At 44.9% G+C, this 26,007-nt stretch carries 25 protein-coding genes; 13 read left to right on the top strand and 12 right to left on the bottom strand.

The annotated features are described in order from the left end of the window. The first annotated feature begins 64 nt into the window (after positions 1-64). Positions 65-439, top strand: a complete 375-nt coding sequence (locus ACRN9H_RS14725; protein WP_432314778.1) for a PH domain-containing protein — start codon at positions 65-67, stop codon at positions 437-439. Positions 440-747: 308 nt separating this feature from the next. On the opposite strand, the gene ACRN9H_RS14720 is transcribed toward ACRN9H_RS14725, so the two are convergent. The 4 genes from ACRN9H_RS14720 to ACRN9H_RS14705 all read right to left on the bottom strand — a co-directional run bounded on the left by ACRN9H_RS14720 (position 748) and on the right by ACRN9H_RS14705 (position 5,065). Continuing rightward, positions 748-1,914 carry a membrane dipeptidase gene (locus tag ACRN9H_RS14720; protein WP_432314776.1) on the bottom strand — a complete coding sequence of 389 codons (1,167 nt, stop codon included), beginning with the start codon at positions 1,912-1,914 and terminating at the stop codon, positions 748-750. Positions 1,915-2,084: 170 nt separating this feature from the next. Beyond that, positions 2,085-2,537, bottom strand: a complete 453-nt coding sequence (locus ACRN9H_RS14715; protein ID WP_432314774.1) for a SufE family protein — start codon at positions 2,535-2,537, stop codon at positions 2,085-2,087. A 60-nt stretch (positions 2,538-2,597) separates the two neighbouring features. Then, positions 2,598-3,833 carry a cysteine desulfurase gene (locus ACRN9H_RS14710; protein ID WP_432314857.1) on the bottom strand — a complete coding sequence of 412 codons (1,236 nt, stop codon included), beginning with the start codon at positions 3,831-3,833 and terminating at the stop codon, positions 2,598-2,600. Positions 3,834-4,024: 191 nt separating this feature from the next. Continuing rightward, complete coding sequence (locus ACRN9H_RS14705; RefSeq protein ID WP_432314772.1) at positions 4,025-5,065, bottom strand: NADP(H)-dependent aldo-keto reductase; 1,041 nt, start codon at positions 5,063-5,065, stop codon at positions 4,025-4,027. A gap of 454 nt (positions 5,066-5,519) precedes the next feature. On the opposite strand from ACRN9H_RS14705, the gene ACRN9H_RS14700 reads away from it, so the two are divergent. The 6 genes from ACRN9H_RS14700 to nqrF all read left to right on the top strand — a co-directional run bounded on the left by ACRN9H_RS14700 (position 5,520) and on the right by nqrF (position 11,482). After that, positions 5,520-6,890, top strand: a complete 1,371-nt coding sequence (locus ACRN9H_RS14700; protein WP_432314771.1) for a Na(+)-translocating NADH-quinone reductase subunit A — start codon at positions 5,520-5,522, stop codon at positions 6,888-6,890. Then, positions 6,890-8,158, top strand: a complete 1,269-nt coding sequence (locus ACRN9H_RS14695; protein ID WP_432314769.1) for an NADH:ubiquinone reductase (Na(+)-transporting) subunit B — start codon at positions 6,890-6,892, stop codon at positions 8,156-8,158. The genes ACRN9H_RS14700 and ACRN9H_RS14695 overlap by 1 nt, the downstream gene beginning before the upstream one ends. Beyond that, the gene (locus ACRN9H_RS14690; protein ID WP_432314767.1) at positions 8,148-8,954 is read left to right on the top strand and encodes a Na(+)-translocating NADH-quinone reductase subunit C; all 807 of its coding nucleotides are present in this window, start codon (positions 8,148-8,150) and stop codon (positions 8,952-8,954) included. Before ACRN9H_RS14695 ends, ACRN9H_RS14690 begins: the two co-directional genes overlap by 11 nt. Continuing rightward, a complete protein-coding gene (locus ACRN9H_RS14685) occupies positions 8,951-9,571 on the top strand; it encodes an NADH:ubiquinone reductase (Na(+)-transporting) subunit D (protein ID WP_076497629.1) in 621 nt (206 codons plus the stop codon). Before ACRN9H_RS14690 ends, ACRN9H_RS14685 begins: the two co-directional genes overlap by 4 nt. A gap of 9 nt (positions 9,572-9,580) precedes the next feature. Next, a complete protein-coding gene (gene nqrE, locus ACRN9H_RS14680; RefSeq protein WP_076497627.1) occupies positions 9,581-10,189 on the top strand; it encodes an NADH:ubiquinone reductase (Na(+)-transporting) subunit E in 609 nt (202 codons plus the stop codon). Between the two features lie 75 nt (positions 10,190-10,264). Then, entirely contained in the window at positions 10,265-11,482 is a 1,218-nt protein-coding gene (gene nqrF / locus ACRN9H_RS14675; protein ID WP_432314765.1) for an NADH:ubiquinone reductase (Na(+)-transporting) subunit F, read from the top strand. Between the two features lie 553 nt (positions 11,483-12,035). Here the strand turns inward: nqrF and ACRN9H_RS14670 are convergent. From ACRN9H_RS14670 to yjjX, 5 genes are all read right to left on the bottom strand, one after another. Continuing rightward, positions 12,036-12,812: a hypothetical protein gene (locus tag ACRN9H_RS14670; RefSeq protein ID WP_432314763.1), complete on the bottom strand. Its 777-nt coding sequence runs from the start codon at positions 12,810-12,812 to the stop codon at positions 12,036-12,038. Positions 12,813-12,862: 50 nt separating this feature from the next. After that, a complete protein-coding gene (locus tag ACRN9H_RS14665) occupies positions 12,863-13,168 on the bottom strand; it encodes a hypothetical protein (RefSeq protein WP_432314761.1) in 306 nt (101 codons plus the stop codon). A 1,262-nt stretch (positions 13,169-14,430) separates the two neighbouring features. Next, positions 14,431-14,589: a DUF3565 domain-containing protein gene (locus tag ACRN9H_RS14660; RefSeq protein WP_432314855.1), complete on the bottom strand. Its 159-nt coding sequence runs from the start codon at positions 14,587-14,589 to the stop codon at positions 14,431-14,433. Between the two features lie 377 nt (positions 14,590-14,966). Then, complete coding sequence (locus ACRN9H_RS14655) at positions 14,967-16,034, bottom strand: bifunctional helix-turn-helix transcriptional regulator/GNAT family N-acetyltransferase (RefSeq protein ID WP_432314759.1); 1,068 nt, start codon at positions 16,032-16,034, stop codon at positions 14,967-14,969. Between the two features lie 4 nt (positions 16,035-16,038). Then, a complete protein-coding gene (gene yjjX, locus ACRN9H_RS14650) occupies positions 16,039-16,599 on the bottom strand; it encodes an inosine/xanthosine triphosphatase (RefSeq protein WP_432314853.1) in 561 nt (186 codons plus the stop codon). A 269-nt stretch (positions 16,600-16,868) separates the two neighbouring features. On the opposite strand from yjjX, the gene ACRN9H_RS14645 reads away from it, so the two are divergent. Together ACRN9H_RS14645 and ACRN9H_RS14640 are read left to right on the top strand one after the other, a co-directional pair. Continuing rightward, the gene (locus ACRN9H_RS14645; protein WP_432314757.1) at positions 16,869-19,433 is read left to right on the top strand and encodes an acylase; all 2,565 of its coding nucleotides are present in this window, start codon (positions 16,869-16,871) and stop codon (positions 19,431-19,433) included. 465 nt (positions 19,434-19,898) lie between these two features. Next, a complete protein-coding gene (locus tag ACRN9H_RS14640; protein WP_432314756.1) occupies positions 19,899-21,194 on the top strand; it encodes an HAAAP family serine/threonine permease in 1,296 nt (431 codons plus the stop codon). Positions 21,195-21,298: 104 nt separating this feature from the next. Here the strand turns inward: ACRN9H_RS14640 and ACRN9H_RS14635 are convergent, their stop codons facing one another. After that, on the bottom strand, positions 21,299-21,742 hold the full coding sequence (locus ACRN9H_RS14635) for a GNAT family N-acetyltransferase (protein WP_432314754.1): 444 nt from the start codon (positions 21,740-21,742) through the stop codon (positions 21,299-21,301). A 375-nt stretch (positions 21,743-22,117) separates the two neighbouring features. Between ACRN9H_RS14635 and ACRN9H_RS14630 the strand changes: the two genes are divergently transcribed. Then, a complete protein-coding gene (locus ACRN9H_RS14630; RefSeq protein ID WP_432314752.1) occupies positions 22,118-23,452 on the top strand; it encodes a dicarboxylate/amino acid:cation symporter in 1,335 nt (444 codons plus the stop codon). A 111-nt stretch (positions 23,453-23,563) separates the two neighbouring features. On the opposite strand, the gene ACRN9H_RS14625 is transcribed toward ACRN9H_RS14630, so the two are convergent. Then, a complete protein-coding gene (locus tag ACRN9H_RS14625; RefSeq protein ID WP_432314750.1) occupies positions 23,564-23,980 on the bottom strand; it encodes an META domain-containing protein in 417 nt (138 codons plus the stop codon). 70 nt (positions 23,981-24,050) lie between these two features. Here ACRN9H_RS14625 and ACRN9H_RS14620 point away from each other — a divergent pair, with 70 nt between their 5' ends. The 3 genes from ACRN9H_RS14620 (at position 24,051) to ACRN9H_RS14610 (ending at position 25,351) form a co-directional block, all read left to right on the top strand. Then, a complete protein-coding gene (locus ACRN9H_RS14620) occupies positions 24,051-24,281 on the top strand; it encodes a hypothetical protein (RefSeq protein WP_220774811.1) in 231 nt (76 codons plus the stop codon). Between the two features lie 84 nt (positions 24,282-24,365). After that, positions 24,366-24,908 carry a GNAT family N-acetyltransferase gene (locus tag ACRN9H_RS14615; RefSeq protein ID WP_432314748.1) on the top strand — a complete coding sequence of 181 codons (543 nt, stop codon included), beginning with the start codon at positions 24,366-24,368 and terminating at the stop codon, positions 24,906-24,908. A gap of 92 nt (positions 24,909-25,000) precedes the next feature. After that, a complete protein-coding gene (locus ACRN9H_RS14610; protein ID WP_432314746.1) occupies positions 25,001-25,351 on the top strand; it encodes a hypothetical protein in 351 nt (116 codons plus the stop codon). Between the two features lie 38 nt (positions 25,352-25,389). On the opposite strand, the gene ACRN9H_RS14605 is transcribed toward ACRN9H_RS14610, so the two are convergent. Continuing rightward, a complete protein-coding gene (locus tag ACRN9H_RS14605) occupies positions 25,390-25,794 on the bottom strand; it encodes a GNAT family N-acetyltransferase (protein ID WP_011845882.1) in 405 nt (134 codons plus the stop codon). Positions 25,795-26,007 lie beyond the last annotated feature (213 nt).

Raw genomic sequence — 26,007 nt, 5'->3', positions numbered from 1 at the left:
AGTGCGTATTAATATCGCACTTTTTTTATATTTATTTTATGCATCAACGGGAAGGAGAGTCAGTATGGGATTATTAGATGGCTTGCTAGGTAATGCGGCTGAGGTTGATTTGCAAGAGTTAGCTGAAGAGCTAAGGCCGATTATGGGCATTCAAGAAGAGTTAAAACTCGCTTATAAAGTGATCCGCGATCTATTCATCTTTACCAATAAACGCCTGATATTAATTGATAAACAGGGGCTTACTGGCAAGAAGGTCACTTATCATTCTATACCCTATAAATCCATTACCCATTTTGAAGTAGAAACCACGGGCCATTTTGATTTAGATGCCGAGCTTAAAATCTGGATCTCAGGCCAGAGTGACCCTTTAATAAAAGAGCTCAAGCGTGGTACTGATGTTGTGGGTATTCAAAAAACGATCGCCACGTTCGCACTGTAGTCGTTAGCCGAGTTAATAGCAGATCGCATACAGAGATGTAACCATGTTATTGCGTTATGTCTTCTTGGTTTTTTAGGAATAACCTTAGTTAACCTGAACTCTGTATAAGCTCTGCGTCTCTACAGGTTATTTTTCCCTTTATCTACGTTAACTTTGCTACTAATAACCTGCTATTAGTAGCAAACTTGCCTTGATAACGGAAAAACTACCTCTGTAGAGTTAATTATTTCGAATAAGGTAATAAGATTAATCAGTTACACAGCCACTATCCCGAATTCAGGTTATTTCTTTTATTGTACCAAGGGTCATTACAGTAGCACTTTGTTGAGCACGCGTTGCCAGTTGCCGCCCATAAAACGGTCGCGATCAGTGGCTTTAAAGCGCGCCTTGGCTAAGGCATCGTCGATACGGCTCATGCGGTCGATATGATTCAGCTCGGGGATCACGACATGCCTTGGCTCTGCATCAAAACCTAGCACGCCTTTTGCCCTCAGGCTGTACCACCATTCTTGATATTCTTTAATGCCTTTGGCGTTTTCATTACCGAGTGCCAGTAGGTTTTCTTGGCCACGGAGCGGGAAGTCATTAGCGATTGCCACGCAGTCCACTCCACCAACACGCATAACGTATTCCAGTTGGCGAATATAATCATCAATCGTGGGCACAGCATTATTGGTGAGCCAAAAACTCATCATAAACACACCAAATACGCCGCCGCTATCGCCAATGGCGCGGATCACTTCATCAGGAGAACAGCGGGCATTGTTTACAATACCGCGCGCCGCGCCATGACTTTGTACAATTGGTGATTTCGTTATCTTAGCCACATCTAATGCGGTTTGGGCGCTGGAATGACTCACATCGACCAAGATATTGGCGTGATTTAGTTTGGCGATAAGCTCGCGTCCGTGGGCGGTGAGTGGCTTATTAAGTCCGCCATTGGCATCGCTATCTAATGCGCCGCCAGCGAAGGTATTGCCATAGTGGTGAGTGAGTTGCAGTACGCGCAGCCCTTGTTGGTGGAACTCATCTACCCGCGCCCATTGGTTAGCTTCACTGTCTGCTTCGACACAATCAGCCCCTTGGATTTGAAAAAATACCGCAGTGCGCTGGCTATCGCGGGCACGTTGAACATCGAGTCCCCTCAACCCTTGCAATAAAATATCAGGACTCGCGCTGACCCGTTTAGCGGCTTGCTTGATGCTTTCCATGCAGGCTTTATAGGTGCGTTTATAGTTTTGCGTGCCATCGGCTTGTTCTATGGTCTCAACGGCCGAGATATCGCAAAGATAGGCATCGAGTTTAGAGGCGGTAATATCACTTAAGTCATCGGGCAGGAAGGACAAACCATCAACATATAACCGCCTTTGTTCGGCGGCAAAGCTAGGTAAACTGGCGAGTGGGCTTAACAGGGTTGCTGCGCCAAAACCTTTAAGGAGAGTACGACGGTAGTGATTAACAGCCTTAATGGGCATGCTCAGTTCCTATCAATAACGCAAATGTATCTTCTTTATACCTTTTTGAGACGTAGAAGTCTTTGATTAAATCCCTTTGTTGGCCTTTGTCCCCGAGCTGAACTTATGTTGATTTGGTATTGCTAAGTGGCTTTTTTTCTCGCTTATCGGGGTCAATCAAACCCCTCGGGTTATGATGATCGCGTGGCTTCAACCATAGCTTTTGCCAATGAGTTAAGGCCGTTGGTGCGTGATGGGCTGAGCTGGCCTTCTAGGCCCAATTGTTTGAAGTAAGCTGTAAGATCAAATGCTTGGATCTCAGCGCGACTTTTGCCATGGCAGGCACCAAGCAATAATCCAATCAAACCCTTCACGATGCGAGCGTCGCTGTCGGCTAAATAATAGTGTTTTCCTGCTTGTTCTAGATGATAAACCCACGCATCACTCTCACAGCCTTTAACCTGCACCGCATCGATACGAAGTTCAGGGCTTAAGCTTGGTAAGTCCTTACCTAACAACATTATTTGACGATACCTTTCCTGCCAGTTAGGTGCTTTGGTAAAGCGCGCCAGCAAGGTGTCTGTATCTTGCACTGTATAGTGGAAATCTGCCTCGTTTGGCATAGGCATAATCGAATCTGTCATGGTGCTACATCCTATCTTACTTATTTGAGCATCGTATGAGTGACATGTGAAACATACTGCTTACAGCAGTAAGTCTTTTACCGAGGCTAACGCGGTAATAAAGCGGTCGATATCGTCTTTATCTGTGTAGATACCAATAGAGGCGCGGCAACAGCCCTTAAGATTCAGGCTCTGCATTAATGGCATAGCGCAGTGGTGGCCGCAGCGTACGGCTATGCCTTGTTGATCTAATAAAATGCCCACATCTTGATGGTGTTCATCGGCAAGATTAAAGGCGACGACGCCGATATTGTCATCAAAGGCGCCGTATAAGTGCACTTCCCCGAGTGCGCGTAATTGGCACTGTAAATAGTTAAGCAGCTCGGCTTCATAGGCTTGAACTTGCCTCGTGAGCTCCGTTTGTAAAAAGGTAATGGCCGCACCTAAGCCTATTACTTCGGCAATCGGCGGTGTGCCCGCTTCTAAGCGGTTCGGCAGGCTACCAAATTCTGTTACCTCAAAGCTCACGCGTTTTATCATCTCGCCGCCAGTTAATAATGGCGCGAGACTATCTAACACGTCAAAACGGCCGTAAAGCACGCCAACGCCCGTGGGACCGTACATTTTATGCCCCGAGAATACGTAAAAATCACAATCGATGTCAGTCATATCCAGCGTTAAGTGCGCCACTGCCTGCGCGCCATCGACTAAGGTTATTGCGCCTTGGGCTTTTGCTAACTGAACTAGCTGAGCCACGGGATTGACTGTGCCTAGTGTGTTAGACACATGGCAAAGCGCGACGATTTTAGGCTTAAGTGCTAACAAAGCTTGATAGGCATCGATATCTAAGCGGCAATGTTTATCTAGCGGAATCGGCTTAATCACTGCGCCTGTACGTTTTGCCAGTTCTTGCCAAGGGACAATATTGGCGTGGTGCGCCGCCGAGTCTATTAAGATCACATCGCCTGCGGTTAATTGTGCGGTAAGCCCAAATGCGACTAAGTTGATTGATTCAGTGGTGCCGTGGGTAAAAATGATTTCTTCGCGGCGTTTTGCCTTTAAAAAATGTTGTAATTGGTCCCGCACGTTCTCATAACTTAGGGTGGCTCGCGCCGATAGCTGGTGCGCCGCGCGGTGCACATTAGCATTGTCGTTGGCGTAATATTGCGCCATCGCATCTAGCACTATTTGTGGTTTTTGGCTGGTGGCCGCGGTATCGAGATAACATAAAGGATAGCCATCAAGCATCTGCTTTAAAACAGGAAATTGTGCACGGATGTTTGCATTGTGGGGTGTTAGCAAGGCAGATTGAGTCATGGATGAGGCTAAGGCAATTAAAAAGGCTAATAGATCTTCTGTTATCTGCAATATGAATGCAAGTGTTAGCGAGGCTAGGGTGAGAAGCCAGAGCGTGGCAGAGCCGTTTATGATGGCAGAGTAAATTTATAATAGATATAACATCTGGCAGTGTAACCAGATGTTATATCGCACTTAATGCTTACTCATGCCTATGGACAAGGCAATCTAAATTTCTCGGACAGTTCACTTAAGCGCACGAGTAACTCAGGCGATAGCATAATGTTGAGGCTATCGATATTTTCTTTCAGTTGATATAAGTCGGTGGCGCCGATAATGTTAGAGCCGACAAACTTACGAGAGTTAACAAAGGCTAATGCCATTTGCGCGGGCGTAAGCTTAAACTCGTGGGCTAAATCGACGTAGGCCTTGGTGGCCTCAAGCGCTATTTGTGAGCCTGTGTAGCGGGCGAAACGCTTAAACAAGGTCAGGCGCGCGCCTTCAGGCCATTGGTCGTTGCAGTATTTGCCAGTTAAGGCACCAAAGGCCAGTGGTGAGTAAGCGAGCAGTGGCAGGTCTTCACGGTGACAGATTTCGCTCATACCGACTTCGAAACTGCGATTAAGCAAGTTATACGGGTTTTGCACACTCACAATACGCGGCAAGCCGTGCTTTTCGGCGAGTTGCAGATATTTCATCAAACCCCAAGGCGTTTCGTTCGACACACCGATATAGCGCACTTTACCTTGGCGGATCACTTCGGCGAGCGCTTCTAGGGTTTCAAGTATCGGTGTTTGATGTTCATGCTCTTGTTGATCGTAAAACAGTTCACCAAAGAAATTGGTATTACGGTCAGGCCAATGGATTTGGTAAAGATCGATAGTGTCTATTTGCAGCCGCGCTAAAGAAGCATCAACGGCCTGATGGATATTGTTCCAGTCTAGCGCCATATTTTTACGAATATAATCACTCTTACCACCTGGTGCGGCAATTTTAGTGGCGATCACTAAGTCGTCTCGGTTGCCCCGAGCTTTTATATATTGGCCTAAAATCCGCTCCGTTTCCCCTTGGGTTTCTGGCTTTGGCGGTACAGGGTACATTTCCGCCGTGTCAATAAAGTTGATGCCATTGCCTATGGCGTAGTCCAGCTGTGCAAATGCTTCGGCTTGGGTATTTTGCTCACCCCAGGTCATAGTGCCCAAACAAATTTTACTGACCTCAAGATTAGAATGCGGTATGCGTCTGTATTCCATCTATTTCTCCTACGGAAACTCTCTTAGTTTGAGGCTACCAAGCTTTTGCTGTAAAGCAAAGGTTAAACCATAGGTTGAAATGTTAGTGCGCTAAAAATAGCCAGTAAGCTTATCCCTTTTATACTCGATTAATGGGGTAAGTTGGTTGAAGTTTGTTCGTGAACGCACAGTTTCAACAGCTTTAGGACATTACTGCGCTAAAGCCGCTGTTTTAGGACTTATATCTCCAATATATTATTTCGCTAAATCAGCCATAACGCATTAATTAATAAATGGTTATAAAACTACATTTACAAGTTTAAGCAGGCATATATGTCGATCTACATCACACATAATTGTAAATACATGTATTTAACTTACGAATTGGCTACAGAGTGTGACGCCAATAGCGGAATTTCTGTTAATAAACCTATACCCTAAATGTATCTAAAAATTTTTATGGTTGATATTTGTGATGGCAGATTTTTCAAACCAAATTGTAACGATCAAAAAAGGTCTTAATTTACCCATAGCGGGCGAGCCTTTGCAGATCATTGAACCCAGCAATAGGCCATCTCTAGTGGCCATAATGGGTGAAGAATATATTGGCTTAAAACCGACGATGTTAGTTGAAGTGGGTGACAAGGTTCAAAAGGGCCAGCCATTATTCGAGGACAAAAAAACGCCAGGCGTACTCTTTACTGCGCCAGCCAGTGGTGAGATCGTGGCCATTAATCGGGGCGATCGCCGAGTGCTGCAATCTGTGGTGATCCGTTGTGATGGCTTAGACTCTCAACAGCAGATTCGATTTGATATTCACGCCGATGTCTCAGTGTTATCTAGAGAAGTGATTCAAAACCAACTGTTAAATAGTGGTTTATGGACGGCATTACGTACCCGCCCTTTTTCAAGGGTGCCGGCGGTAGATGCCATACCTGCGGCTATTTTTGTTACCGCAATGGATACCAATCCTTTATGTGCTAATCCACGATTAATTATTGCCGAGCAAGCCGAGGCTTTTAAAGTGGGATTGCAAGTGCTGAGCCGTTTAACGGAAGGTAAAGTTTACCTGTGTCAGGATAAAGGTGAAGCCATTGTCAGCGAGTCATTGCCGCAACTTGAGGTGCGCCGTTTTGATGGTGTTCATCCAGCAGGTTTAGTCGGCACCCATATCCACTTTACTTTGCCCGTGAGTTTAGCGCGGCAGGTGTGGCATATCGGTTATCAAGACGTAATTGCCTACGGTAAATTATTCCAAACCGGTGAGTTGTATACTGACCGCGTTGTGGCCTTAGGTGGCCCTAGCGTGCTCAATCCGCGTTTATTGCGTACCCAGTTGGGCGCAGAGTTAAGTCCCTTAGTCGCCAATGAAATCAAACCCGGCAATCAGCGTGTGGTATCAGGCTCTGTGCTATCAGGCCATACCGCTAAAGATGTGCATGACTTTTTAGGCCGATTCCATAACCAAATCTCAGTATTAGCCGAAGATGCACATCATGAGGTTTTATCTTGGGTACGCGGTGGTACAGATAAGTTCTCTATCACCCGCGCCGTGACTTCGCGTTTATTTGGCGCAACTAAGCTGTTTGAGTTTACGACGCATCAAGGCGGTTCTGCGCGCGCCATGATGGCCTTTGGTCAGCTTGATCGCGTTATGCCTCTGGATATTTTACCCACCTTATTAGTGCGAGACTTAGTCGTGCGTGACACCGATGAAGCGCAAGCTTTAGGGGCATTGGAGTTAGATGAAGAAGATCTGGCGCTGTGTACCTTTGTATGTCCCGGCAAATATGACTTTGGTAAAGAATTACGTGCCTGTCTAGATGTTATCGAGAGGGAAGGTTAATGACCAAACAAGTTAAAAAACCTGATTTACAGGAAGCCACTGATTTACAGCAAGCGACTGATTTACAACAAGCCACTGACTTACAACAAGAGTATTACGCCACCGGTAAGTCAATGAAGGGCTTTTTGCGCTCATTGGTAATTGCAAATGGCCGCAGTACTAAGGGCAAAGTGCATGTGCGTGATGCGATTGACGTAAAACGCACCATGACGCTGGTGGGCATATGTTTGTTACCTGCTATTTTATTTGGCTTATACAACATTGGCCTACAGGCTCAAGTCGCGCTAGCAAGTGGTTTAGCGACTCCCGACATCTGGAAACTGGCTATTTTTAATAGCTTGCTCGGTGGTCTTAGCCAAGACACTGGCGTACTGGGCTTATTTCTCTATGGCCTTAGCTTTTATCTGCCAATTTACCTCACTGCACTGCTCACTAGCCTGTTTTGGGAAGTGGTGTTTGCACGGGTACGTGGCCAAGAATTGCACGAAGGTTTCTTTGTAACAGCACTGCTGTTTACCTTGATTCTGCCGGTATCGACTCCGCTGTGGCTGGTCGCGATGGGGATTTCCTTTGGTGTGGTGGTGGCTAAAGAGCTGTTTGGCGGTATGGGGTATAACTTCCTCAACCCTGCATTGGCAGGTCTTGCCTTTATCTATTTTGCTTATCCGTCAGAAGTCGCCACGGTACAACAGTTAGTCGCTGTCGATGGTTTTACTGGCGCAACGGCGCTGGCGCAAACCGCTGCGGGTAAACTGAGTTTTGCTGATTATTCATGGTTTAGTGTCTTTAGTGACCCTAATTGGTTGAATAACTTTTTAGGCTTTACCGTGGGAGCGATTGGCGAAACCAGCACGCTGGCAATTTTGCTCGGTGGACTGATGCTGCTTATCACTCGTTTAGCGGACTGGCGTATCGTTGTTGGCGTGATGCTGGGCATGATAGCAACGGCAACTATTTGTAATTACATTGGTTCTAGTAGCAATCAAATGATGCACATGCCGTGGACTTGGCATTTGGTGACAGGCGGTTTTGCGCTGGCGATGATGTTTATGGCTACCGATCCGGTGACGACCTCCTATACCCGCCAAGGAAAATTTGCCTACGGCGCCTTGATTGGTTTTATGACTGTACTCATCCGTGTGGCAAATCCAAAAATGGCAGAGGGGGTCATGTTAGCCATTTTGTTCGCTAACCTTTGGGCGCCGTTGTTCGATTATTTGGTGGCCCGCGCCAACATCAAACGGAGAATTAAACGTCATGGAATTTAAAAAAGATACTGTGGCGGGGACTATGGTCTTCACCATTACGCTCTGTCTGCTGTGCTCTTTTATGATTACAGGCACCGCTGGCATATTAAAAGAACGTAAAGTGGCTAAAAAGCGCGATGAAGTACAACGCTATGTGCTGATGGCCGCCGATGTAGATTTAGGTCAAGGTAATGAGTTTAGGGAGATTTTCGCTAAATCCGTTCAACCATTATTGATCAACCTAGACACAGGTAATGTGGACTCAGACGCTAACGTACTCGATTTTGATGAGCGTATGGCGGCGATTAATCCTGAGACATCAAGTACACCTAAAAAAGATATCGCCAAGATTAAAACCCGTGCGAACGATGCCCGTGTGTTTAAAGTATTAGATGCCAACGGCAAGTTAACCAGCGTGGTGGTGCCTTTTTATGGCAAAGGTTTGTGGTCGATGATCTACGGCTATGTGGCAGTTGAACCCGATTTCAACACCATTAAAGGGCTAGTAGTTTACGAGCACGGCGAAACCCCTGGTATCGGCGATTTTTTAACGGATCCTAAGTGGATGTCACTGTGGAAAGGTAAACAATTGTTTGATGAAAAAGGTAAGTTTTCGATACGTCTTGTGAAAGGCGGCGCTAAAGAAGGCGATGTTCACGGCGTGGATGCGGTGAGTGGCGCAACCATGACAGGTCGCGGCGTACAGCGGGCAATGGAGTTTTGGTTTGGCGTGGAAGGGTTTCAAACCTTCTTCAACCAGCTGAAAGCATCGGCCACGCAGGGTGAATTGCAAGGTGAGTTGGGAGAGGCAAAATGAGCAACACTTTATCCATGCGCGACATGCTAACCGGGCCAGTGTTTGCCAATAACCCTGTTGCGATGCAAGTGCTGGGCGTATGTTCGGCGCTGGCAGTCAGTAACTCAATGCAAACCGCAGTGGTCATGACGCTGGCGGTAACCTTTGTGTTGGTGTTTTCTAACCTAATTATCTCCGCTATCCGTAACTTTATCCCTAACAGTGTGCGTATTATCGCGCAGATGACAGTTATCGCCTCTTTGGTGATAATCGTCGACATGGTTCTGCAAGATGTGGCTTATGAGCTTTCAAAGCAACTATCTGTATTTGTAGGGTTAATTATTACCAACTGTATCATCATGGGCCGCGCAGAAGCCTTCGCCATGAAATATCCTCCGCATTTAGCGGTTGTCGATGCGCTTGGTAATGCGACAGGCTATGGTTTGATTTTGATAAGTGTAGCCTTTGTGCGTGAACTACTAGGTACCGGTAATTTGTTCGGTCATCCGATATTTACCACTATTGAAAACGGCGGCTGGTATTTACCTAATGAGATGTTCAAGTTACCACCCAGTGCCTTCTTCCTGATCGGTGTGTTGATTTGGACCATCAATGTGATCCAGCGGAAACGGGGTTAAGGAGCAGATATGGAACACTATATAAATCTATTTTTGCAGGCCACTTTTATCGACAACATGGCGCTGTCGTTCTTCTTGGGCATGTGTACCTTCTTGGCCGTGTCTAAAAAGGTGTCTACCGCCTTTGGTTTAGGCGTCGCCGTGATTGTGGTGATGACCTTAGCCGTACCGTTAAATCAGCTGATTTACGTCAAAGTGCTCGCACCCGGTGCATTGTCTTGGGCGGGTTTACCCGGTATCGATTTAAGCTACCTGCAATTGATCACTTTTATCGGTGTGATTGCGGCGTTAGTGCAAATCCTGGAAATGTTTTTAGATAAATACATTCCTAGCCTGTATGACTCCCTCGGGATTTTCCTGCCTTTACTCACAGTAAACTGCGCGATTTTTGCTGGAGTGATTTTTATGGCCAACCGTGACTACAACTTCGGTGAGTCAGTGGTGTTTGCTATGGGCTCGGGTGTCGGCTGGGCGGTAGCGATTGTGCTGCTGGCGGGACTGCGCGAAAGAATGAAGTTCAATGCGATTCCTGAGGGCTTACAAGGTATTGGTATTACCTTTATCACCACAGGTTTAATGGCGCTGGGTTTTATGTCTTTCTCTGGGATCTCGTTGTAAAGAGCTGCAGGCGAACCATTAGCTGAGAAAGCGCAACCGCATTCTTTTTAGAAAGAGCTAGAAAAGGGTAATACGATGGAAATGGCAATTGGCATAGGCATGTTTACGCTTGTAGTGTGTCTGTTGGTGATAGTGATTCTACTCGCCAAAAAACAATTAGTGACAACGGGTGAAGTCACTATCGGCATTAATGACGACGCTGAAAAAAGCATTAAAGTTGCGGCGGGTGACAAGTTGCTCGGCGCGTTAGCAAGCCAGAGTATTTTTATTCCGTCAGCCTGTGGCGGCGGCGGAACCTGTGGCCAGTGCCGCGTGACCATTAAATCGGGCGGTGGGGATATTTTACCGACCGAAATGGGTCATATCACCAAGAAAGAAGCCAAAGAAGGTTGTCGTCTTGCTTGCCAAGTGTCAGTGAAAACCGATATGGAGCTAGAGATCGACGAAGAAATCTTTGGGGTGAAAAAGTGGCCATGTAAAGTGATCTCTAACGATAATAAAGCAACTTTTATCAAAGAGTTATTACTCGAATTACCCGAAGGCGAAGATGTTCGCTTCAAAGCGGGTGGCTATATTCAAATTGAAGCACCCGCCCATGTGGTGAAATACGCTGATTTTGATATTCCAACAAAATACCGTGGCGATTGGGATAAATACGGCCTGTTTGACATTGTCTCTACCGTCAACGAAGAAGTGTTGCGCGCTTACTCTATGGCCAACTACCCCGATGAAAAAGGCCGCATTATGCTGAACGTGCGCATTGCAACGCCGCCTTCAGCTAGTGTACCGCCGGGTAAAATGTCATCTTACATCTTCAGTCTGAAAGCGGGCGATACCGTGATCATCTCTGGGCCATTTGGTGAGTTCTTTGTAAAAGAGACCGATGCTGAAATGGTGTTTATCGGCGGCGGTGCGGGTATGGCGCCTATGCGGTCACATATATTCGATCAGCTTAAGAGCAAAAAAACCACACGTAAAATGAGCTTCTGGTACGGCGCCCGTTCAACCCGTGAAGTGTTTTACCAAGCAGATTTTGACGCCCTAGCGGCTGAGAATGAAAACTTCGTTTGGCATGTGGCGTTATCTGAGCCCTTGCCTGAAGATAATTGGACTGGCTACACCGGCTTTATTCATAATGTGATTTATGATAATTATCTTAAAAATCATAAGGCACCAGAAGACTGCGAGTACTACATGTGTGGTCCTCCAATCATGAACTCTTCAGTGATTAAGATGCTTGAAAGCCTAGGCGTTGAACCAGAAAACATCCTACTCGATGACTTTGGTGATTAGCCATTAAACTTAAGCTAGAGCCTAATCAGAGCTTCAATTAGCTGTTAAAGCTTGAAACTAAAAACTCGTGTCAAGGTAACTTAACGCGAGTTTTATTTTCTGAGGTGTTTTGGGGGATTTGACGTATTAGGTGGGGGAAGGCCTTAAATCAAACGCAAGTCGCTTTTGGATAAAAGAGTGGTGGAAAATTGTGCCGTGCTAGTACAGCAGAGTACTCTGTAACTTCAGTTATTAGGCACTTTGCGTTCGCTGATGTCCACTCATACTGGTGCGCCATGGCATTCACTCATCGACACGCAGCTAGTCCATCCGTGGATGCTCGACCGCCCCGTCCATGGGGCGGACGGTCGTCTCGCCAATCACCATGGCGCACCTTTCGAGCATTCGCGTAATCTGTAGATTTACAAGACATACGCAACATACTTTGGGATATTTCCAAGTTAGAACATTAACTCTAATTTGTGAGTTTCAGGTTAAATTTTCTATGTGTAAAGCCGCCATAAGCGGTGAGTAATAGTTGTCCAAAATGTGAAGCGAAGCGAAACCGAGTCAACTATTTCGAATCCGATTTTAAGGACTTGTTAGGCCGTTTTAATATAATAGTCTCAATGACTTTGTCTATTCTCGTGGAGAATGAAACTTTTTTATGTGTGTAGTGCTCTATGTACACACCAGCTAAATATAATTTAGGCTCAGCAATATTAGGAATTACCCACAGGCCACCACCACTAAGACCATTAGGCTTTAAAGGGGCTTGGTTGCCTTGCTTTCTGCCATGGGCACTACAGTAGTGCCACTCCGGATCTTTGTTAACGTCATCCCATTGATCGAAGTCGTAATTTAGGTAGGAGACAAACGAATAAGATTTAGATGCATATTTTGTAGATTGCCTTAAGGTTTTGCTTGGCTTATTTTTAGACGAGGGGTAGCCATTTACAAGACAAAAGTGTTCTCCTTGCTTAGGTTCTGTATGTAACAGGTTAGAACTTGGCAACGCTTTCACTTCAGCCGCAAGCTCAGCACTAAGTTCAGTAAATGCTACGTCAAATTCGACACCATCAAGCTGTTCGGCAAAAAACCATTCCGTGCTTATGGGGGTGATCTTTCCTTCCAAACCTATAGCTATAATATTCATTGACGCAGCGCTAGTTAATACGTGTGCAGCTGTTAATAAATAAATTTTGTTATCTAGCTCTATTGTTACAGATGTACCTATCAAGTCTGGCTTACTATTGTGACCGACCGTAAATATTGGATGAGTATATCTTCCGGCGGTTTGTTCCGCATTTTTGATCAACTTATCAATCACTTTTTTTTCTTCTAAATTCAAACCAGATCCTCAAACACATTCTGCTGCCTAACGCCGGATTACCTGAGTATTTACATTTTTAGTATTATTTCTAAAGCCATTTCTTTTATATTAGGAGCAACTAAACCCAAAGTATTTCTATTTAGATTGGCTTCACTCATATTATCTATGTGCTTTAGCCAATTAAGATGATAATCCTCTGAACGATTGATCGTACTAATACGTGATTTCTGAGTTTTTATCTTAGCCCAGTTATTATGAGTTGAATCAATATGCTTGTGGTATAGATACGAAACTAAGAAGGTAGCACCGATCGTAGTTAGCAGATCACCTCCTTCAAACGAAAAAACATGTCGCTCAGAAATTACACTCATCATAATAACTCTCTAGTTAAAAAATAGTTGCTGACTCAACAGTGAATATACGCCTAACATTTTAGTATTTATGCTTTGTCCTGTTTGCAAAGCATAAATCGTTTGTTGGACTGACCGATGCCACGTCCATATTAATCGGTATGTTTTATGCTATAGGAATTTGCTTTTTAACGGTAGTGATATTTTGTACAGTTTTCCGCTTAATTGCTTGTTCTGATTGCACATTTTAAGGTGGCTTTTATAGTATTTCATCTTTTTTATTTATCGATTCTTGTCTTGGCCCTGATATACCTTGTTAACTCGCAATGGGGCAATAACTTTTTAGCTAAACGAGCAGCTAGAGGGTTAGTTAAGATTGGCATTGTTGTAGCAGCGACCGATGGCGACATGGATGTCGCCGTCGAGCCTCAGGGATGCTTCTTTTAAAAGAAATAGACGGCGAGTTACAAATTTATTGAGGCACCCATTGTTAAATTTTCTAAAAGTGTTGTTAGGCATCAGTCTGTTTTTGGGTCACAGATGGGACATGCGTAACTCTTTTGGGATTAACAGCCAACACAGAGGCTACAGAAGTTCCCCCTACCCTCGGAGTTGCCGCAGGGCATTTGCGTTTGTTGCGTGAGCGAGGCATGGATGCCGAGATAGCGTCAGTCGAATCAGGGACGAGCGTCTGACGCGATAGCATAAGGACGCTTAATGCCTAAGGAGCTTTCAACTCCGTTAGGGGCGTCTTGGAGAATCCAAGGAGGATAGGACGAGCAGTCCTCCTTGGTCGGGTGTGGGGTGAAGCCCCACGACTTTGATTCACCTCGGCCGAAAGGCCGCAATCGAAAGATGGGACAGAAAGATGGGACATGCATAACTTCTAGGTCGAACGGGATCCTTTCACATCAACTTTTCTATAGGCAAAGCTTTACTTAGCCTATTTCCCTTTTGAGCTGTGAAACCCATTTTGGAACAATAGTTTTTTAGCTAAGTGAACAGCTAGAGGGTTGATAAGGGTTGGCATTGTTGCAGCAGTGACCGCTGGCGACATGGTTGCTCATTCACTCCATGTGATCGCAACATTCGTACATCGATGTGCAGCAGATGCCGTCGAGCCTATAGGGATGCTTCTCTTAAAAGAAATAGACGTCGAGTCACTGGAAAAATAGTAATGAAAATATAACTAGCTTTGGGGCTAAAGCATCTAGGACAATAGATCTATATTGCTTACGTTTGAGTGGCTTGTGAGGCACGGCTTACAGGGGCAAACGAAACCATACTTATTCTTGGTCTGGCGGTGAGCCTGTATCACATTTCTTGCAGTTCAATTTAAAGCCAAGCATACCCGTCCTTCCGTTTTGTGATATTACCCATGGCCTTTCTGACCACGGAGGATTGTGGCGTACATGCTGAAAATGACCGCAACTTAATTTCGCCACCCAATGATTCTCTGCATCAAGATGGAAACCTATTATCGGTTGTTCCACAAAACACCTATCCTTAATTCTTTGACTATATGTATTACATTCGATTTATCGTTTTTCATATACAAAAAACCATCAAAAACGTACAAGCATATTGATTTATAAATGTTAAAAAATGAGTAGTTAAAATACTAGCGCACAAGGGGTCGTTAGGATTGGCATTGTTGCCCTAGTAACGGTTAACGATATAGATTTTATCATCGCGCTTATTAAGGGGGATTCTAATAAAGCTAAAGTGCGTCAAGTCGGGGAGCAATGGCAGTCATTGTTGTTCCCCTTGACGGTAGCATCGATTTATTCCTGAACGCCTTTCTCCAATTCTGCTTCGTATTCTATTGATTAAGTTCTAGCAGCATCGGCATTTCACAGGCATCGTGGCCTGTGTTACCCAGCGGTGCAGATAAATGTACAAAGCCCAATTTCTCATAGAGTTTTACGGCTTCATTTAACGCGGCTGTGGTTTCTAAATAGCAGCTTTGATAACCCGTTTCGCGGGCGAAATCGAGTGCCATTAAGGCTAAGCGTGTTGCGAGCCCTTTGCCGCGAATTTCGGGCATAAAGTACATTTTTTGCAGTTCACAAATGCCATTATTGTTGGCTAATGGCGCTATGCCTGCGCCGCCTAAAATGCGGCCTTCTAACTCAATAATCCAATAGTTAGCGCCCGCTTGGGAGTAAATCTGGCTGAGGCAATCTAAGGTCGGGTCGGCCACGCTATAACCTTTATCTGCGGTTAAGCCGTATTCGGCGGAAACATCGCGGATGACTTTGGCGATAGTGGCATCATCTTGGGCTGTGGCTTGGCGAATCTTACAACCACTTTGCTGCTTGGCGTTATGTACGGCTTGGTTATATAACATAAGAGCCTCTTCGATTTGTGAAGTTTGTGCTGGGATCAGTTGGGCTAAAATTTCTTGAAATAATTGATTTTGCTGAGTATCTAATTTTACGAGTAATTTTTTACCAGCGAGCGTGAGTTGCACCACTAAGCAGCGGTTATCCCGAGGATGAATTTGACTGTGGGCAAGGTTTTTATCAACCAAATGTTTAATAGCACGACTGGCATTGGACTTATCGATGCTGAGTTTGCAGGCCAGCTCCTTGATGGTCAATGGCTGCTTACCTAGCTCAAATAAAGCATGTGCTTGCACGGGCGAGAGGGGCAAATCCCCAAAGGCGGCGTTGAGCATGCCTAAATTTCTCACCAGATAGCGAGATAAGTGTCTGAGCTCTGTGGATGAGTCTAACTCAGCCGTTTGCCTAGTTTGAGGCGTTGGCTTAACTTGCGTCGCCATTATTACTGAGCCTTGAGTCGATACTGCGTCTGTTTTAGCCATAGTCGAATAGGTTTGGTTGTAGGTCACAACTAAGTTAGCGGGCTTCAATGGTGCTTGCAACATATAGCTAACAATTTAGTGCGTAAATATCGGGATTTAACAGTGGCGCCATCGCGAGAATAATCGCTTGGGTGTAATTACTTTCACGGGTCGCATGGCCGTGGGTTAGTAAACCTATGGCACCGCCTTTTTGCTTAATATTGATTGTATTGAACAACCTATCCATGACATCCCCGAGTTCTTCTCCCGCTTCTAATGCCCGATAAACTTGCATTGGTAAAGGTAAAATTGCACTGCGGCCAATGGCAAGCTGGTCTTTATGGCCAATAGCGATATAGGCGAATGTGGCTGGGCCAAAGTCGAAACAATCAACGCCACCTTCCATGGCAAAGTAGTAATCAGCCTTGGTGTCTTGCGTGTCTTGTTGTTGACAATAGTGCACTCGATTAATGGCGCCTTGGCGAGTTTCACTATCCGTCATCGGCTGCGCAGCTACGCCTGAAGGCGCATCCATACCCATTACTTCGATAATGCTATCGGGGAACAGTTGCGCCATCGCCGTCGTTGCTGCATTGATTTTAATTGGGTTTTTAGAGCCCACTTTTATGTTAATTATTTTTTTCTGCACACTTTGTTTCATATATGTTGCTTATTTTAGTTTTTAATGTGGACGCTCGTTTGAATCATTGCTTAAATGGTCTGAGGTGTCTAAGCGTTTGGGTTTTCTATTTTGCCACAGTCGTTGGTGAAGCTCAGTAAAAAAGCCAACAGTAGGGGAGGAAAAATAGCCAGCTTAGGCACTAGGAAGCGACATGCAACTATTGCTCCTTCAGTCATTCGTCTGGAAAGGCAGTAAGGCTATGTCATTGAAGGAATCAAAACCAAGAGATAATAATAATGAAATTCAACAAACTCATGATCGCTATGGGAATGGCCTGCGGTGTCATACTCGCTGGCTGTAACGATAGTGACGATAGCCCTACGCCTACCGAACCTGAAACCCAATTACAAACCTTTGCGCCTAATGGTTTACTTAAAGCCAGTATTCGCCGTACCACCTACGGCGTGCCACATATCCAAGCCGATAACCTAGAAAGCCTAGGCTTTGGCAGTGCTTATGCGCAGGCGCAAGATAATTTATGTGTGTTAGCCGATGGTTTTATTAAAGCGAACTCACAACGCTCAATGTACTTTGGCCCCCATGCGTCAATTGATTTTACGACCGGCCTCCCCACGGCTGAAGACAACGGCAACTTGATTTCAGACTTTGCCTATAAAGCATTAAAAATCAGAGCACAAGCCGAAGAGAAGTGGCCTAGTTTTAGTGAAAACTCACGGGCATTAATCCAAGGTTTTACCTCTGGTTATAACCAATATCTTGCTGATGTCGAAGCGGGCACACAAACGGCAGAACCTTTTTGTGGTGGTCAGCCTTGGGTGAAACCCATAGTGCCAGAAGATGTGGTCACGTATCTGTTTTCTATCGCCTTATTACCGGGCGCCGCTAATTTTCTTGATTTGATTTTCTACGCTAACCCGGGGGATGCGCAGGAATATATGCCGCGTATTGTTGGGCCAGCGCCAAGCCAAGACCAAACGGCATTTGTTGCCGATATGCAATCTAAGTTGATTGCCCGCGTGGCTCGTATTACTACGCCAGAGACTAATCCTGGTGAGTTAGGTTCTAACGGTTGGGGTTTAGGTAAGGATAAAACTGAAAACGGTAAAGGCATGGTGCTGGGCAATCCGCATTTTCCGCATACAGGCAACCTGCGTTTTTGGCAGTCCCATATCACTATTCCTGGTCATTTAGACATGATGGGCGGCTCGTTGGTGGGCATGCCTGGATTGATTAATATAGGTTTTAACAAAGACTTAGCTTGGACTCATACCTTCTCAACCGCCGAACATTTTGTGATGTATAACCTTGAGTTAGTCTCAGGCGATCGGATGCAATATCTGTTTGATGGTAAGCCGATGCCGATCACCAAAGAGACGGTATCGATTTTAGTCAATGGCGGCCCTGCGGGCATGCTGTTAGCTGAGAAGGATATTTATACCACAGCAAAAGGTCCTATGGTTGAAGCACCCGCCGCGTTAGCGCCATTTGGTTGGGATGATGGCGGCGCCTTTATGCTCCAAGATGCCAATATGGGCAATATGGACCCTGTCGACCATTGGCTAGCAATGGATATGGCGACCAATAAAGAAGAGTTTCAACAAGCCTTTAAAGATTACGACGGGGTTATTTTTAATAACACTATGTACGCCGATAAAGAGGGTAATGCCTTCTATATTGACGATTCTACCGTACCGGGATTATCAGAAGCGGCGGTAGTGTTACTCAAAACCTCGCCAGATATTAAAGCGGCAAAGGCGAAAGCTGGGTTTACGATTTTACCCGGTAACACCTCGCTGTTCAGTTTTGATGGCCCAACGCCCTATGAGCGTGCCCCCAAACTTGAGCGCACTGACTTTGTGCAAAACTCTAATGATTCATTCTGGTCGACAAACTTAAATGAACCACTCACTTATTTCTCGCCCATGTATGGTGTAGAAGCGGGGCAATTGTCGTTGCGTACACGTATGGGCCTGAGCTTAATGCAGGACGCTGCAGGTGCAGATGGCAAGTTTAGTTTGGAAGAACTCGAAGCGGCTGTGCTGTCGAATCGCAGTTATTTAGCTGAGCTAGTGCTGCCTGACTTGATTGCCCAGTGTGATGCCCAAGGCAGCACGCCTGTGGTGGTGTCAGCGAGTTTATCAAAAGATGTCACTTCGGCTTGTGCAGCGTTAAAAGCATGGAATGGTAAGCAAGATAACGACAGTAAAGGTGGCGCCTTAGTGCGTGAGTTTGCTCACCAGTTTAGCCAAGCGACGATGTTGACCCAAGGGTTTGATCCTGCCAATGCCGCCACAACTCCTAAAACGTTAACTGCCGATGGCAGTGCATTAGTCGCCTTGGCTTACGGTGCACTTAACCTTGAGGCGGCAGGCTTTGCCTTAGATGCACCATTAGGTGAGGTGCAGTTTGTGGAAAAATCTCTGCCCGATGGAACGCCAAGTGGAACACGTTTACCTTGGCCGGGTAGCCATAATACTGAAGGTGGCTTTAACGTGTTCTCGACCAGTTTGTCGGGCGATGACACTTTGATCCCGCAGCACAAGTACGCACCTGTTATGGACGTGGTCACGGGTAAAGCCATGAGTTCAGGCTTAACAGCGAAGGGATACCAAATCCGTTATGGCTCGAGTTGGATGATGGCGGTGCACTTTACCGACGAGGGCCCTGTAGCGCGGGGAATATTAACCTACTCTGAGTCGAGTAATATCTTAACGCCTGCTTTTGCCGATCAAAGTCTGTTGTACTCGAGTGACAAAAGTTTCAGGCCGCTGTTGTTCAAAGAGGCTGATATAGCGCCAGCCGTGCTATCAACAACGGAGCTGAGTTTACAGAAACCTTAAATCCGATAGATTTAATTGCTCGCCGTTTGTTTATCATTAACGGCTCACTGTGAAGCTTAATTCGTGGTGAGCCGTTTTTTATACAGGGTAAAAACTGATAGTTATTTGTAAAAATTTAACATTGTCAGTGGTGATCTAGATCACCATTCCGCGTATGGTTGTGGTGGGATGTCACGTTTTGATGTTTTTTGCGATCAAAGTCCGCCTAGCTGTTTTTATCAACACACGCCTAATGTCACGCCATTGAGTTTTTGGTAAAAAATTTGTGATTTAATGCGATTTTAGTGTTTATTTTTTGATGTTAAATTGGTGCTTTATTACATTGAATCAGCGATCTAGATCCCAATATCAGTTTATTATGAAATTCCCTTACATTAAGCGGTGTCAGATCAACTTTTATAGACATTTTTTGGTTATCCTTAGCGCGAATTTATTATGTTTAGTCACATGTAAGGTAACTTCTATATGCAAAAAGATGCGATCAGTGTTCTTGGAACACCTCAAAGCACGCAAGAAAATAACACCGCAAAACACTTACCTTGGACACGCCAAGATACGACTTGGATGTTGAGCTTGTTTGGCACCGCAGTGGGTGCTGGAATTTTATTTTTACCTATTAACGCAGGCATGGGCGGTTTTTGGCCGCTGGTACTAATGGCCATAATTATTGGCCCTATGACTTATCTTGCCCACCGTGGCTTATCTCGTTTTGTGTGTTCATCAAGTATTCCTGGTAGTGATATCACCCAAGTGGTGGAAGAACATTTTGGTATTGGTGCAGGCAAGGCGATTACTGTTTTGTATTTCTTTGCCATTTACCCGATAGTACTCATTTACGGTGTGGGTATTACCAATACCGTTGATAGCTTTATCGTTAACCAGTTAGGTATGGCGTCGCCACCACGCTTCATTTTATCAGGGGTGTTAATCCTAGGTATGATGGCTGTAATGATTGCTGGTGAGAAATTTATGCTGAAAGTGACTCAACTTTTAGTGTATCCGCTAGTGGGTATTTTAGCTTTTATGTCTTTATATTTAATGCCTGAATGGAAAATGGACGCGCTGCAAGTGGTACCTGAAGCGGGTGCATTTTTAGGAACGGTTTGGTTGACTATCCCTGTGTTAGTATTTGCCTTTAACCATTCGCCTGCAATTTCACAGTTTTCAGTATCATTAAAACGCGACCACGGCGCGAATGCTTCTCGTAAAGCCGATGTGATTTTACGTAACACTTCGATGATGTTAGTTGGCTTTGTGATGTTGTTTGTATTCTCTTGTGTATTGTCGTTATCGCCAGCCCAGTTGGCTGAAGCTAAAGCACAGAATCTACCGATTTTGTCTTACTTAGCTAACGTACATTCAAGTGGTTTTGTAAGCTACTTTGGTCCGTTTATTGCCTTTATCGCGATTGTGTCTTCTTTCTTCGGCCATTACATGGGCGCGACAGAAGGCATGAAAGGTGTGATTGTTAAGCAGTTACGCTCAAGTGGTAAATCGGTTTCTGATGTGAAGATCGACAAGTTTATCTTAGGCTTTATGTTCCTTACTATCTGGGCTGTGGCTGTGATTAACCCAAGCATCTTAGGTATGATTGAAGCTTTAGGTGGTCCAATTATCGCTGCAATTCTGTACATCATGCCTATGTATGCTGTGTATAAAGTGCCAGCATTAAAAGCGTATCGCGGCCGTATTAGTAATATCTTTGTTGTTATTGCGGGTTTACTGGCTATGACAGCAATCGTATTTGGCTTCTTTAGCTAGGTTTGAATGTTAGTCGGCGCGCAGCATTAAGCTGTTGCGCCATTTATAAAAAAGGTCGAGCCACTGGCTCGACCTTTTTTATGTTTGTGAATATTTTAAAGCACTTATTTTTCTTCAAACATTAAGTAGTAACTCTGCTTCATCCCTAAGGCTTGGTAGGTCTGCTGGGCTGCAAGGTTTTCTTGTTCGACATATAAACGAAAGCTTGCCGCGCCGCCATGGGTTTCGGCCAGTTGTTTAACTTCGTTATAGAGCTTGCCATAGATACCTTGGCGACGATTTTGTGGGCGAATATACACACTTTGGATCCAGTAATAATCCTTAGCACGCCAATCGCTCCATTCAAATGTCACCATTAGTGAGCCTACGATTTCACCGGCGATTTCTGCGACGAGATAAAACCCTTTTTGCGGGCTTTCAAGTAACGTACCCACGCCTTGCGTGAGTGTGGCTTCATCTAAGGCTAAACCTTCGGTTTCTTCGGCCATGGCTTGGTTAAATTGCACTAAGGCCGTGAGGTCTTGGGCTTTCGCTTTACGAATTAACATATTACTCCTAGGCGGTTATTGGCATATATTCCTCTTATTAATAGAGGGATTTTTAGCGCCACTTTAGCATGAAGCACAAAGCAATAACGACTAAATACACGTTGATATGATTGTTACTAATGGGGCTATTAGCGCAGTCGACTTAGTGTCAGCTTAGGTTGTTCGCTGTTGATAACGTCGTAGTTAAGGCGTTTTAATCGTCCTTACTGACACATTTGGCTGATTTTGCGGCGGTTGATTCTTACGTGATACAGATCATCCTTAGATTTTTATCCTTTATGCTAGACTCTGCGCTCTGCTAATTAGGGGAATCGATTAGCGCCTGCCAAGGATGGAATTTCGCCATATCTTCATTTCAAATTCAAGGTTATTAACATGTCAAAACAAACGTCGTCAGCGTTAGGCCGTGTATGGTCCTACTGGATGTCAGTACCTTTGTGGCTACAAATTCTCGTGGGTATGATATTGGGTATTACGGTCGGCGTGATATTCGGTGAGCAAGCGACCGTGTTAAAACCGATTGGTACCTTATTTGTTAACATTATTAAAATGTTGATTGTGCCCTTGGTATTTTGTTCGCTGATCGTTGGGGTCACTTCAATGGAAGATACCGCTAAGATGGGGCGAATTGGTTTTAAATCTTTTGCTTTTTATCTTTGCACCACGGCAATCGCGATCAGTATTGGTCTAGTTGTCGGGTATGTTATTCAGCCAGGAGCGGGTCTTAATTTACCCCTACCTTCTGGCATGTCTGATGTGGTTAAAGAAGTGCCTTCTGTCATGCAGACACTGCTCGATATCGTACCGACCAATCCGATTGCGGCATTAGCAAACGGCCAAATTCTGCAAGTGATAGTGTTTGCCGTTGCCTTAGGTATCGCCTTGGTGTTGATAGGTGACCACGGAAAACCTGCAATTAAAGTATTCGAAAGCTTAGCTGAAGCCATGTATAAACTTACCGATATGGTGATGAAGTTAGCGCCCTATGGGGTTTTTGGCTTAATGGCTTGGGTGGCGGGTGAATACGGTATCGAGATGTTATTGCCGCTGCTTAAGGTCATTGTTGCTGTATATATTGGCTGTATTATTCACGTATTAGGTTTCTACAGTATTGTCTTAAGCGTGTTTTCTAAGTTGAATCCTTTGCATTTTTTCAAAGGGATCAGCAATGCCATTGCAGTGGCTTTTACGACCTCAAGTTCGGCCGGCACGTTACCCGCTAGCATGAAATGTGCAAGTGAGTATTTAGGGGTTAATAAGAAGATTTCGAGTTTTGTACTTCCCCTTGGCACCACGATTAACATGGATGGTACTGCACTATATCAAGGTGTGACGGCACTTTTTGTGGCGCAGGCTTTTGGTATTGATCTCACTTGGGTGGATTATCTCACTATTATTTTGACTGCAACCTTAGCCTCTATTGGCACTGCTGGCGTGCCTGGTGCCGGTTTAGTGATGTTGACCTTAGTATTATCGACTGTGGGTTTACCGTTAGAGGGCGTGGCGTTAATTGCGGGGATTGACCGTATTTTAGATATGGCGCGAACTGTCGTAAACGTCTCGGGTGACTTAGTGGCCACAACCGTGATTGCCAAATCTGAGGATGAGCTCGATATGGAACACTACAATGCCGATATGGTGCAAAGTGCTGTGCTAGCAGAGCAGAATATCATTCTCGAAAATACGGCAGCTAAAACCGTTAAGTCATAGCGACAAAAGTGTATTTTGAGTATAAAAAAACCGCCAGATGGCGGTTTTTCTCATTATTTATCTTATATCGATTCCGCGTCTGCTTGACCTGAATCGATTGAGACATAATGCTTATTTCAGTTGGCTTAACACCAGCAAAGGTTTGTCGTCGCTGCCGAGTAAGGTCAGTCGACCTTGGACTAATTTGGCTTGGGTCACTAACGGCATCGCTTGCATCACTTTATGCTCTTGCTGCATTAAAGCATCAACGCAGGCTTTCATTGTACTGCCAGCAGGAGATAACTTAAGCTCTTGGCCTTGTTGAGTATATTGGCCAAAAAAGTTATTACAACTGTTGTTGCCGTGCAACTGACCTTCTGCTTCGAAGGTGATTTGTGCCGGGCTATAATCGATAGTGGGTTGACCTTGCACCATCTCAATATGCCAACTGCCCAGCAATGGAATTGTGTCGGTTTTAGCGCTATCAGCACTCTCACAAGCTGTGAGCCCGAATAGTAATGCACTTAATATGAATGCTTTTTTTAACATTGTCGCGGTTCCTTTTTCATTATTCTTGCCATAGTGTGACAAGTTTAGCTTAAAATCTAAAGAGGTTTATATGACGGATAGCATTAAAAATACTATGAATTTGTTGAAGTTTTTACATTGGTTAGGTGTATTGATGTTAGTTTGTGGTCTTGGACTGTATATGTTGACTCAATGGAGCTTAGATATCAGTGGGATGTTAGTCATTGCCAGCTTGATTGGTTTAGGGCTTGTGCTCATGTCTCCTTATCCGGTAGTGCTATTTATCCAATGGGCTAAACGCCAAGACGATATCGGTAAATAAAACCTTGGCTTAGCTGTGGCTCTATTTTTTAACTTGTATACTTACCGCGATAAGTGCCCCCCAAAATGATACTGCGAGAATGCTGTGAAGATTAGATTAGCCTTACCCCAAGACATTGATTTATTAGCGATGCTAGAGAAAAAACACCTCAATGATGAGTTAACATCCGCCGCTATGGGGCTGCAAGGCCAAGCGTTTTCCCATAGTGAGTTAACTGAGCTAGTAAACAAGCATTGGGTTGTAGTGGCGCAGGTTGGGCAAAAAATGGTGGGTTATGTCATCGCAGGTCGCTGGGGCTTTTTTGAGCATTGGCCCATGTACCGCACTTTACTGAATCGTTTACCCCAACTTGATTGGGAGGGGCCTAAATTAACCAAAACTAACTCTTGCCAATACGGGCCCATTTGGGTGCAACAAGCCTACCGCGGACAAGGGATTTTTGAGGCATTAGTCAGTGAAATTCGTCGCCAAGTTGCTCCGCATTTTAGCTATATGTTGACCTTTATTGCCGAAGATAATGAACGTTCCTTTGCCGCCCACTCGGGAAAAGCGCACATGCAGGTAGTGGACTTTTTTACCGTAGCAGCGCGGGATTACTATTTAATGGCTGCAAAAACGCAGCTGTAATCACGCCAATTGGTTTGCAGTGGCTCAGGTTTATATATGTATGCTTTAGTATTAATGGCAGCCAATGCGACAGTGAATGATGGGAGTCGTACATGAGTACACAATTTGTTGAAGCATTGCTAACAGCTTATGCGAAGGTTAATTTAGCGGCTTGGGATAATTTGAGAGTTATCTTATCTGAGTGTGCTCAGCATGGGCATGAGGCGAGGGGATTTGAAGTCGAGTTTGCTTCAGGCTCAGGGCAACAGCCGCACTATTGGGTACAAATAGGCTATATTTGGCTCGATTGCGGCCGAACTAATGCCTATTCGGCGACGATAATGCAACTGAGCTATGCGCAAGTCAGCCGCACGAATACGAAAAAGGCGCTAGAGTGCGCCATTTTATCCCAAGAGCAGATTGGTCTACTGTGCATGCAAAACGCCCATTTTGACCATTGCTGAGTGCGCTTATTCTGCCCCTGCCTCAACCACTTTTTTGATCAATACTTCTTCATCAGAAAGATGCGCTGAGGTGTAGTGGTGACTGTACCTATGATCTCAAACCCTTGTTTTTCATAAAATACCGGAGCTTGAATCGATAAGGTATCCACTTGAGCTACCAGGCATCCCCGTTGCTTAGCCTCCGCTTCGGCAAGCGCCATTAGTTTATGCCCAAGCCCTGTACCTCTGGTTTGGTCATCAACCCAGACAACATTGATTAAGAAGTTTTTATAGATAGTCCGTCCACCCACACCACCAATTAACTTGCCATTTTCATCACGTGCTATGACAGTCAAAGGCACTGATTTCTCAGGCCCTAATAGCCCAGCATTAAATTGCCTAACGCCGTCTACTAGCGCATCCACAATCGCGTTATTTTCTTCATGAATAACTTCAAATTTCACTTAATTTTCTTCCTTAAAAATGTTTTTTTGCTTCTAAATCATATAGCAACAATCAGTAAACTCAATATTGGACAGAAATGTGTTGGAAACTAGGGTCTGTTGATCTTTCGAGAGTGATTTTTAGACAGCATGACAAGACGTTATAATTTGCTTCGCCAAAAGTAACCATAACCTCAAGCCATGCCAAGACTTATGCTAACCGATGAACGCTGG

Source organism: Shewanella sp. MF08487 (genome assembly GCF_050848685.1).
GTDB lineage: Bacteria > Pseudomonadota > Gammaproteobacteria > Enterobacterales > Shewanellaceae > Shewanella > Shewanella glacialipiscicola.
This window is presented reverse-complemented; position numbering and strand designations above follow the sequence as displayed.

Bases quoted from the DNA above. Each gene is read 5' to 3' on its own strand.
- ACRN9H_RS14725 (WP_432314778.1), top strand. From the start codon at position 65: ATGGGATTATTAGATGGCTTGCTAGGTAATGCGGCTGAGGTTGATTTG.
- ACRN9H_RS14720 (WP_432314776.1), bottom strand. From the start codon at position 1,914: ATGCCCATTAAGGCTGTTAATCACTACCGTCGTACTCTCCTTAAAGGT.
- ACRN9H_RS14715 (WP_432314774.1), bottom strand. From the start codon at position 2,537: ATGACAGATTCGATTATGCCTATGCCAAACGAGGCAGATTTCCACTAT.
- ACRN9H_RS14710 (WP_432314857.1), bottom strand. From the start codon at position 3,833: ATGACTCAATCTGCCTTGCTAACACCCCACAATGCAAACATCCGTGCA.
- ACRN9H_RS14705 (WP_432314772.1), bottom strand. From the start codon at position 5,065: ATGGAATACAGACGCATACCGCATTCTAATCTTGAGGTCAGTAAAATT.
- ACRN9H_RS14700 (WP_432314771.1), top strand. From the start codon at position 5,520: ATGGCAGATTTTTCAAACCAAATTGTAACGATCAAAAAAGGTCTTAAT.
- ACRN9H_RS14695 (WP_432314769.1), top strand. From the start codon at position 6,890: ATGACCAAACAAGTTAAAAAACCTGATTTACAGGAAGCCACTGATTTA.
- ACRN9H_RS14690 (WP_432314767.1), top strand. From the start codon at position 8,148: ATGGAATTTAAAAAAGATACTGTGGCGGGGACTATGGTCTTCACCATT.
- ACRN9H_RS14685 (WP_076497629.1), top strand. From the start codon at position 8,951: ATGAGCAACACTTTATCCATGCGCGACATGCTAACCGGGCCAGTGTTT.
- nqrE (WP_076497627.1), top strand. From the start codon at position 9,581: ATGGAACACTATATAAATCTATTTTTGCAGGCCACTTTTATCGACAAC.
- nqrF (WP_432314765.1), top strand. From the start codon at position 10,265: ATGGAAATGGCAATTGGCATAGGCATGTTTACGCTTGTAGTGTGTCTG.
- ACRN9H_RS14665 (WP_432314761.1), bottom strand. From the start codon at position 13,168: ATGATGAGTGTAATTTCTGAGCGACATGTTTTTTCGTTTGAAGGAGGT.
- ACRN9H_RS14655 (WP_432314759.1), bottom strand. From the start codon at position 16,034: ATGTTGCAAGCACCATTGAAGCCCGCTAACTTAGTTGTGACCTACAAC.
- ACRN9H_RS14645 (WP_432314757.1), top strand. From the start codon at position 16,869: ATGAAATTCAACAAACTCATGATCGCTATGGGAATGGCCTGCGGTGTC.
- ACRN9H_RS14640 (WP_432314756.1), top strand. From the start codon at position 19,899: ATGCAAAAAGATGCGATCAGTGTTCTTGGAACACCTCAAAGCACGCAA.
- ACRN9H_RS14635 (WP_432314754.1), bottom strand. From the start codon at position 21,742: ATGTTAATTCGTAAAGCGAAAGCCCAAGACCTCACGGCCTTAGTGCAA.
- ACRN9H_RS14630 (WP_432314752.1), top strand. From the start codon at position 22,118: ATGTCAAAACAAACGTCGTCAGCGTTAGGCCGTGTATGGTCCTACTGG.
- ACRN9H_RS14625 (WP_432314750.1), bottom strand. From the start codon at position 23,980: ATGTTAAAAAAAGCATTCATATTAAGTGCATTACTATTCGGGCTCACA.
- ACRN9H_RS14620 (WP_220774811.1), top strand. From the start codon at position 24,051: ATGACGGATAGCATTAAAAATACTATGAATTTGTTGAAGTTTTTACAT.
- ACRN9H_RS14610 (WP_432314746.1), top strand. From the start codon at position 25,001: ATGAGTACACAATTTGTTGAAGCATTGCTAACAGCTTATGCGAAGGTT.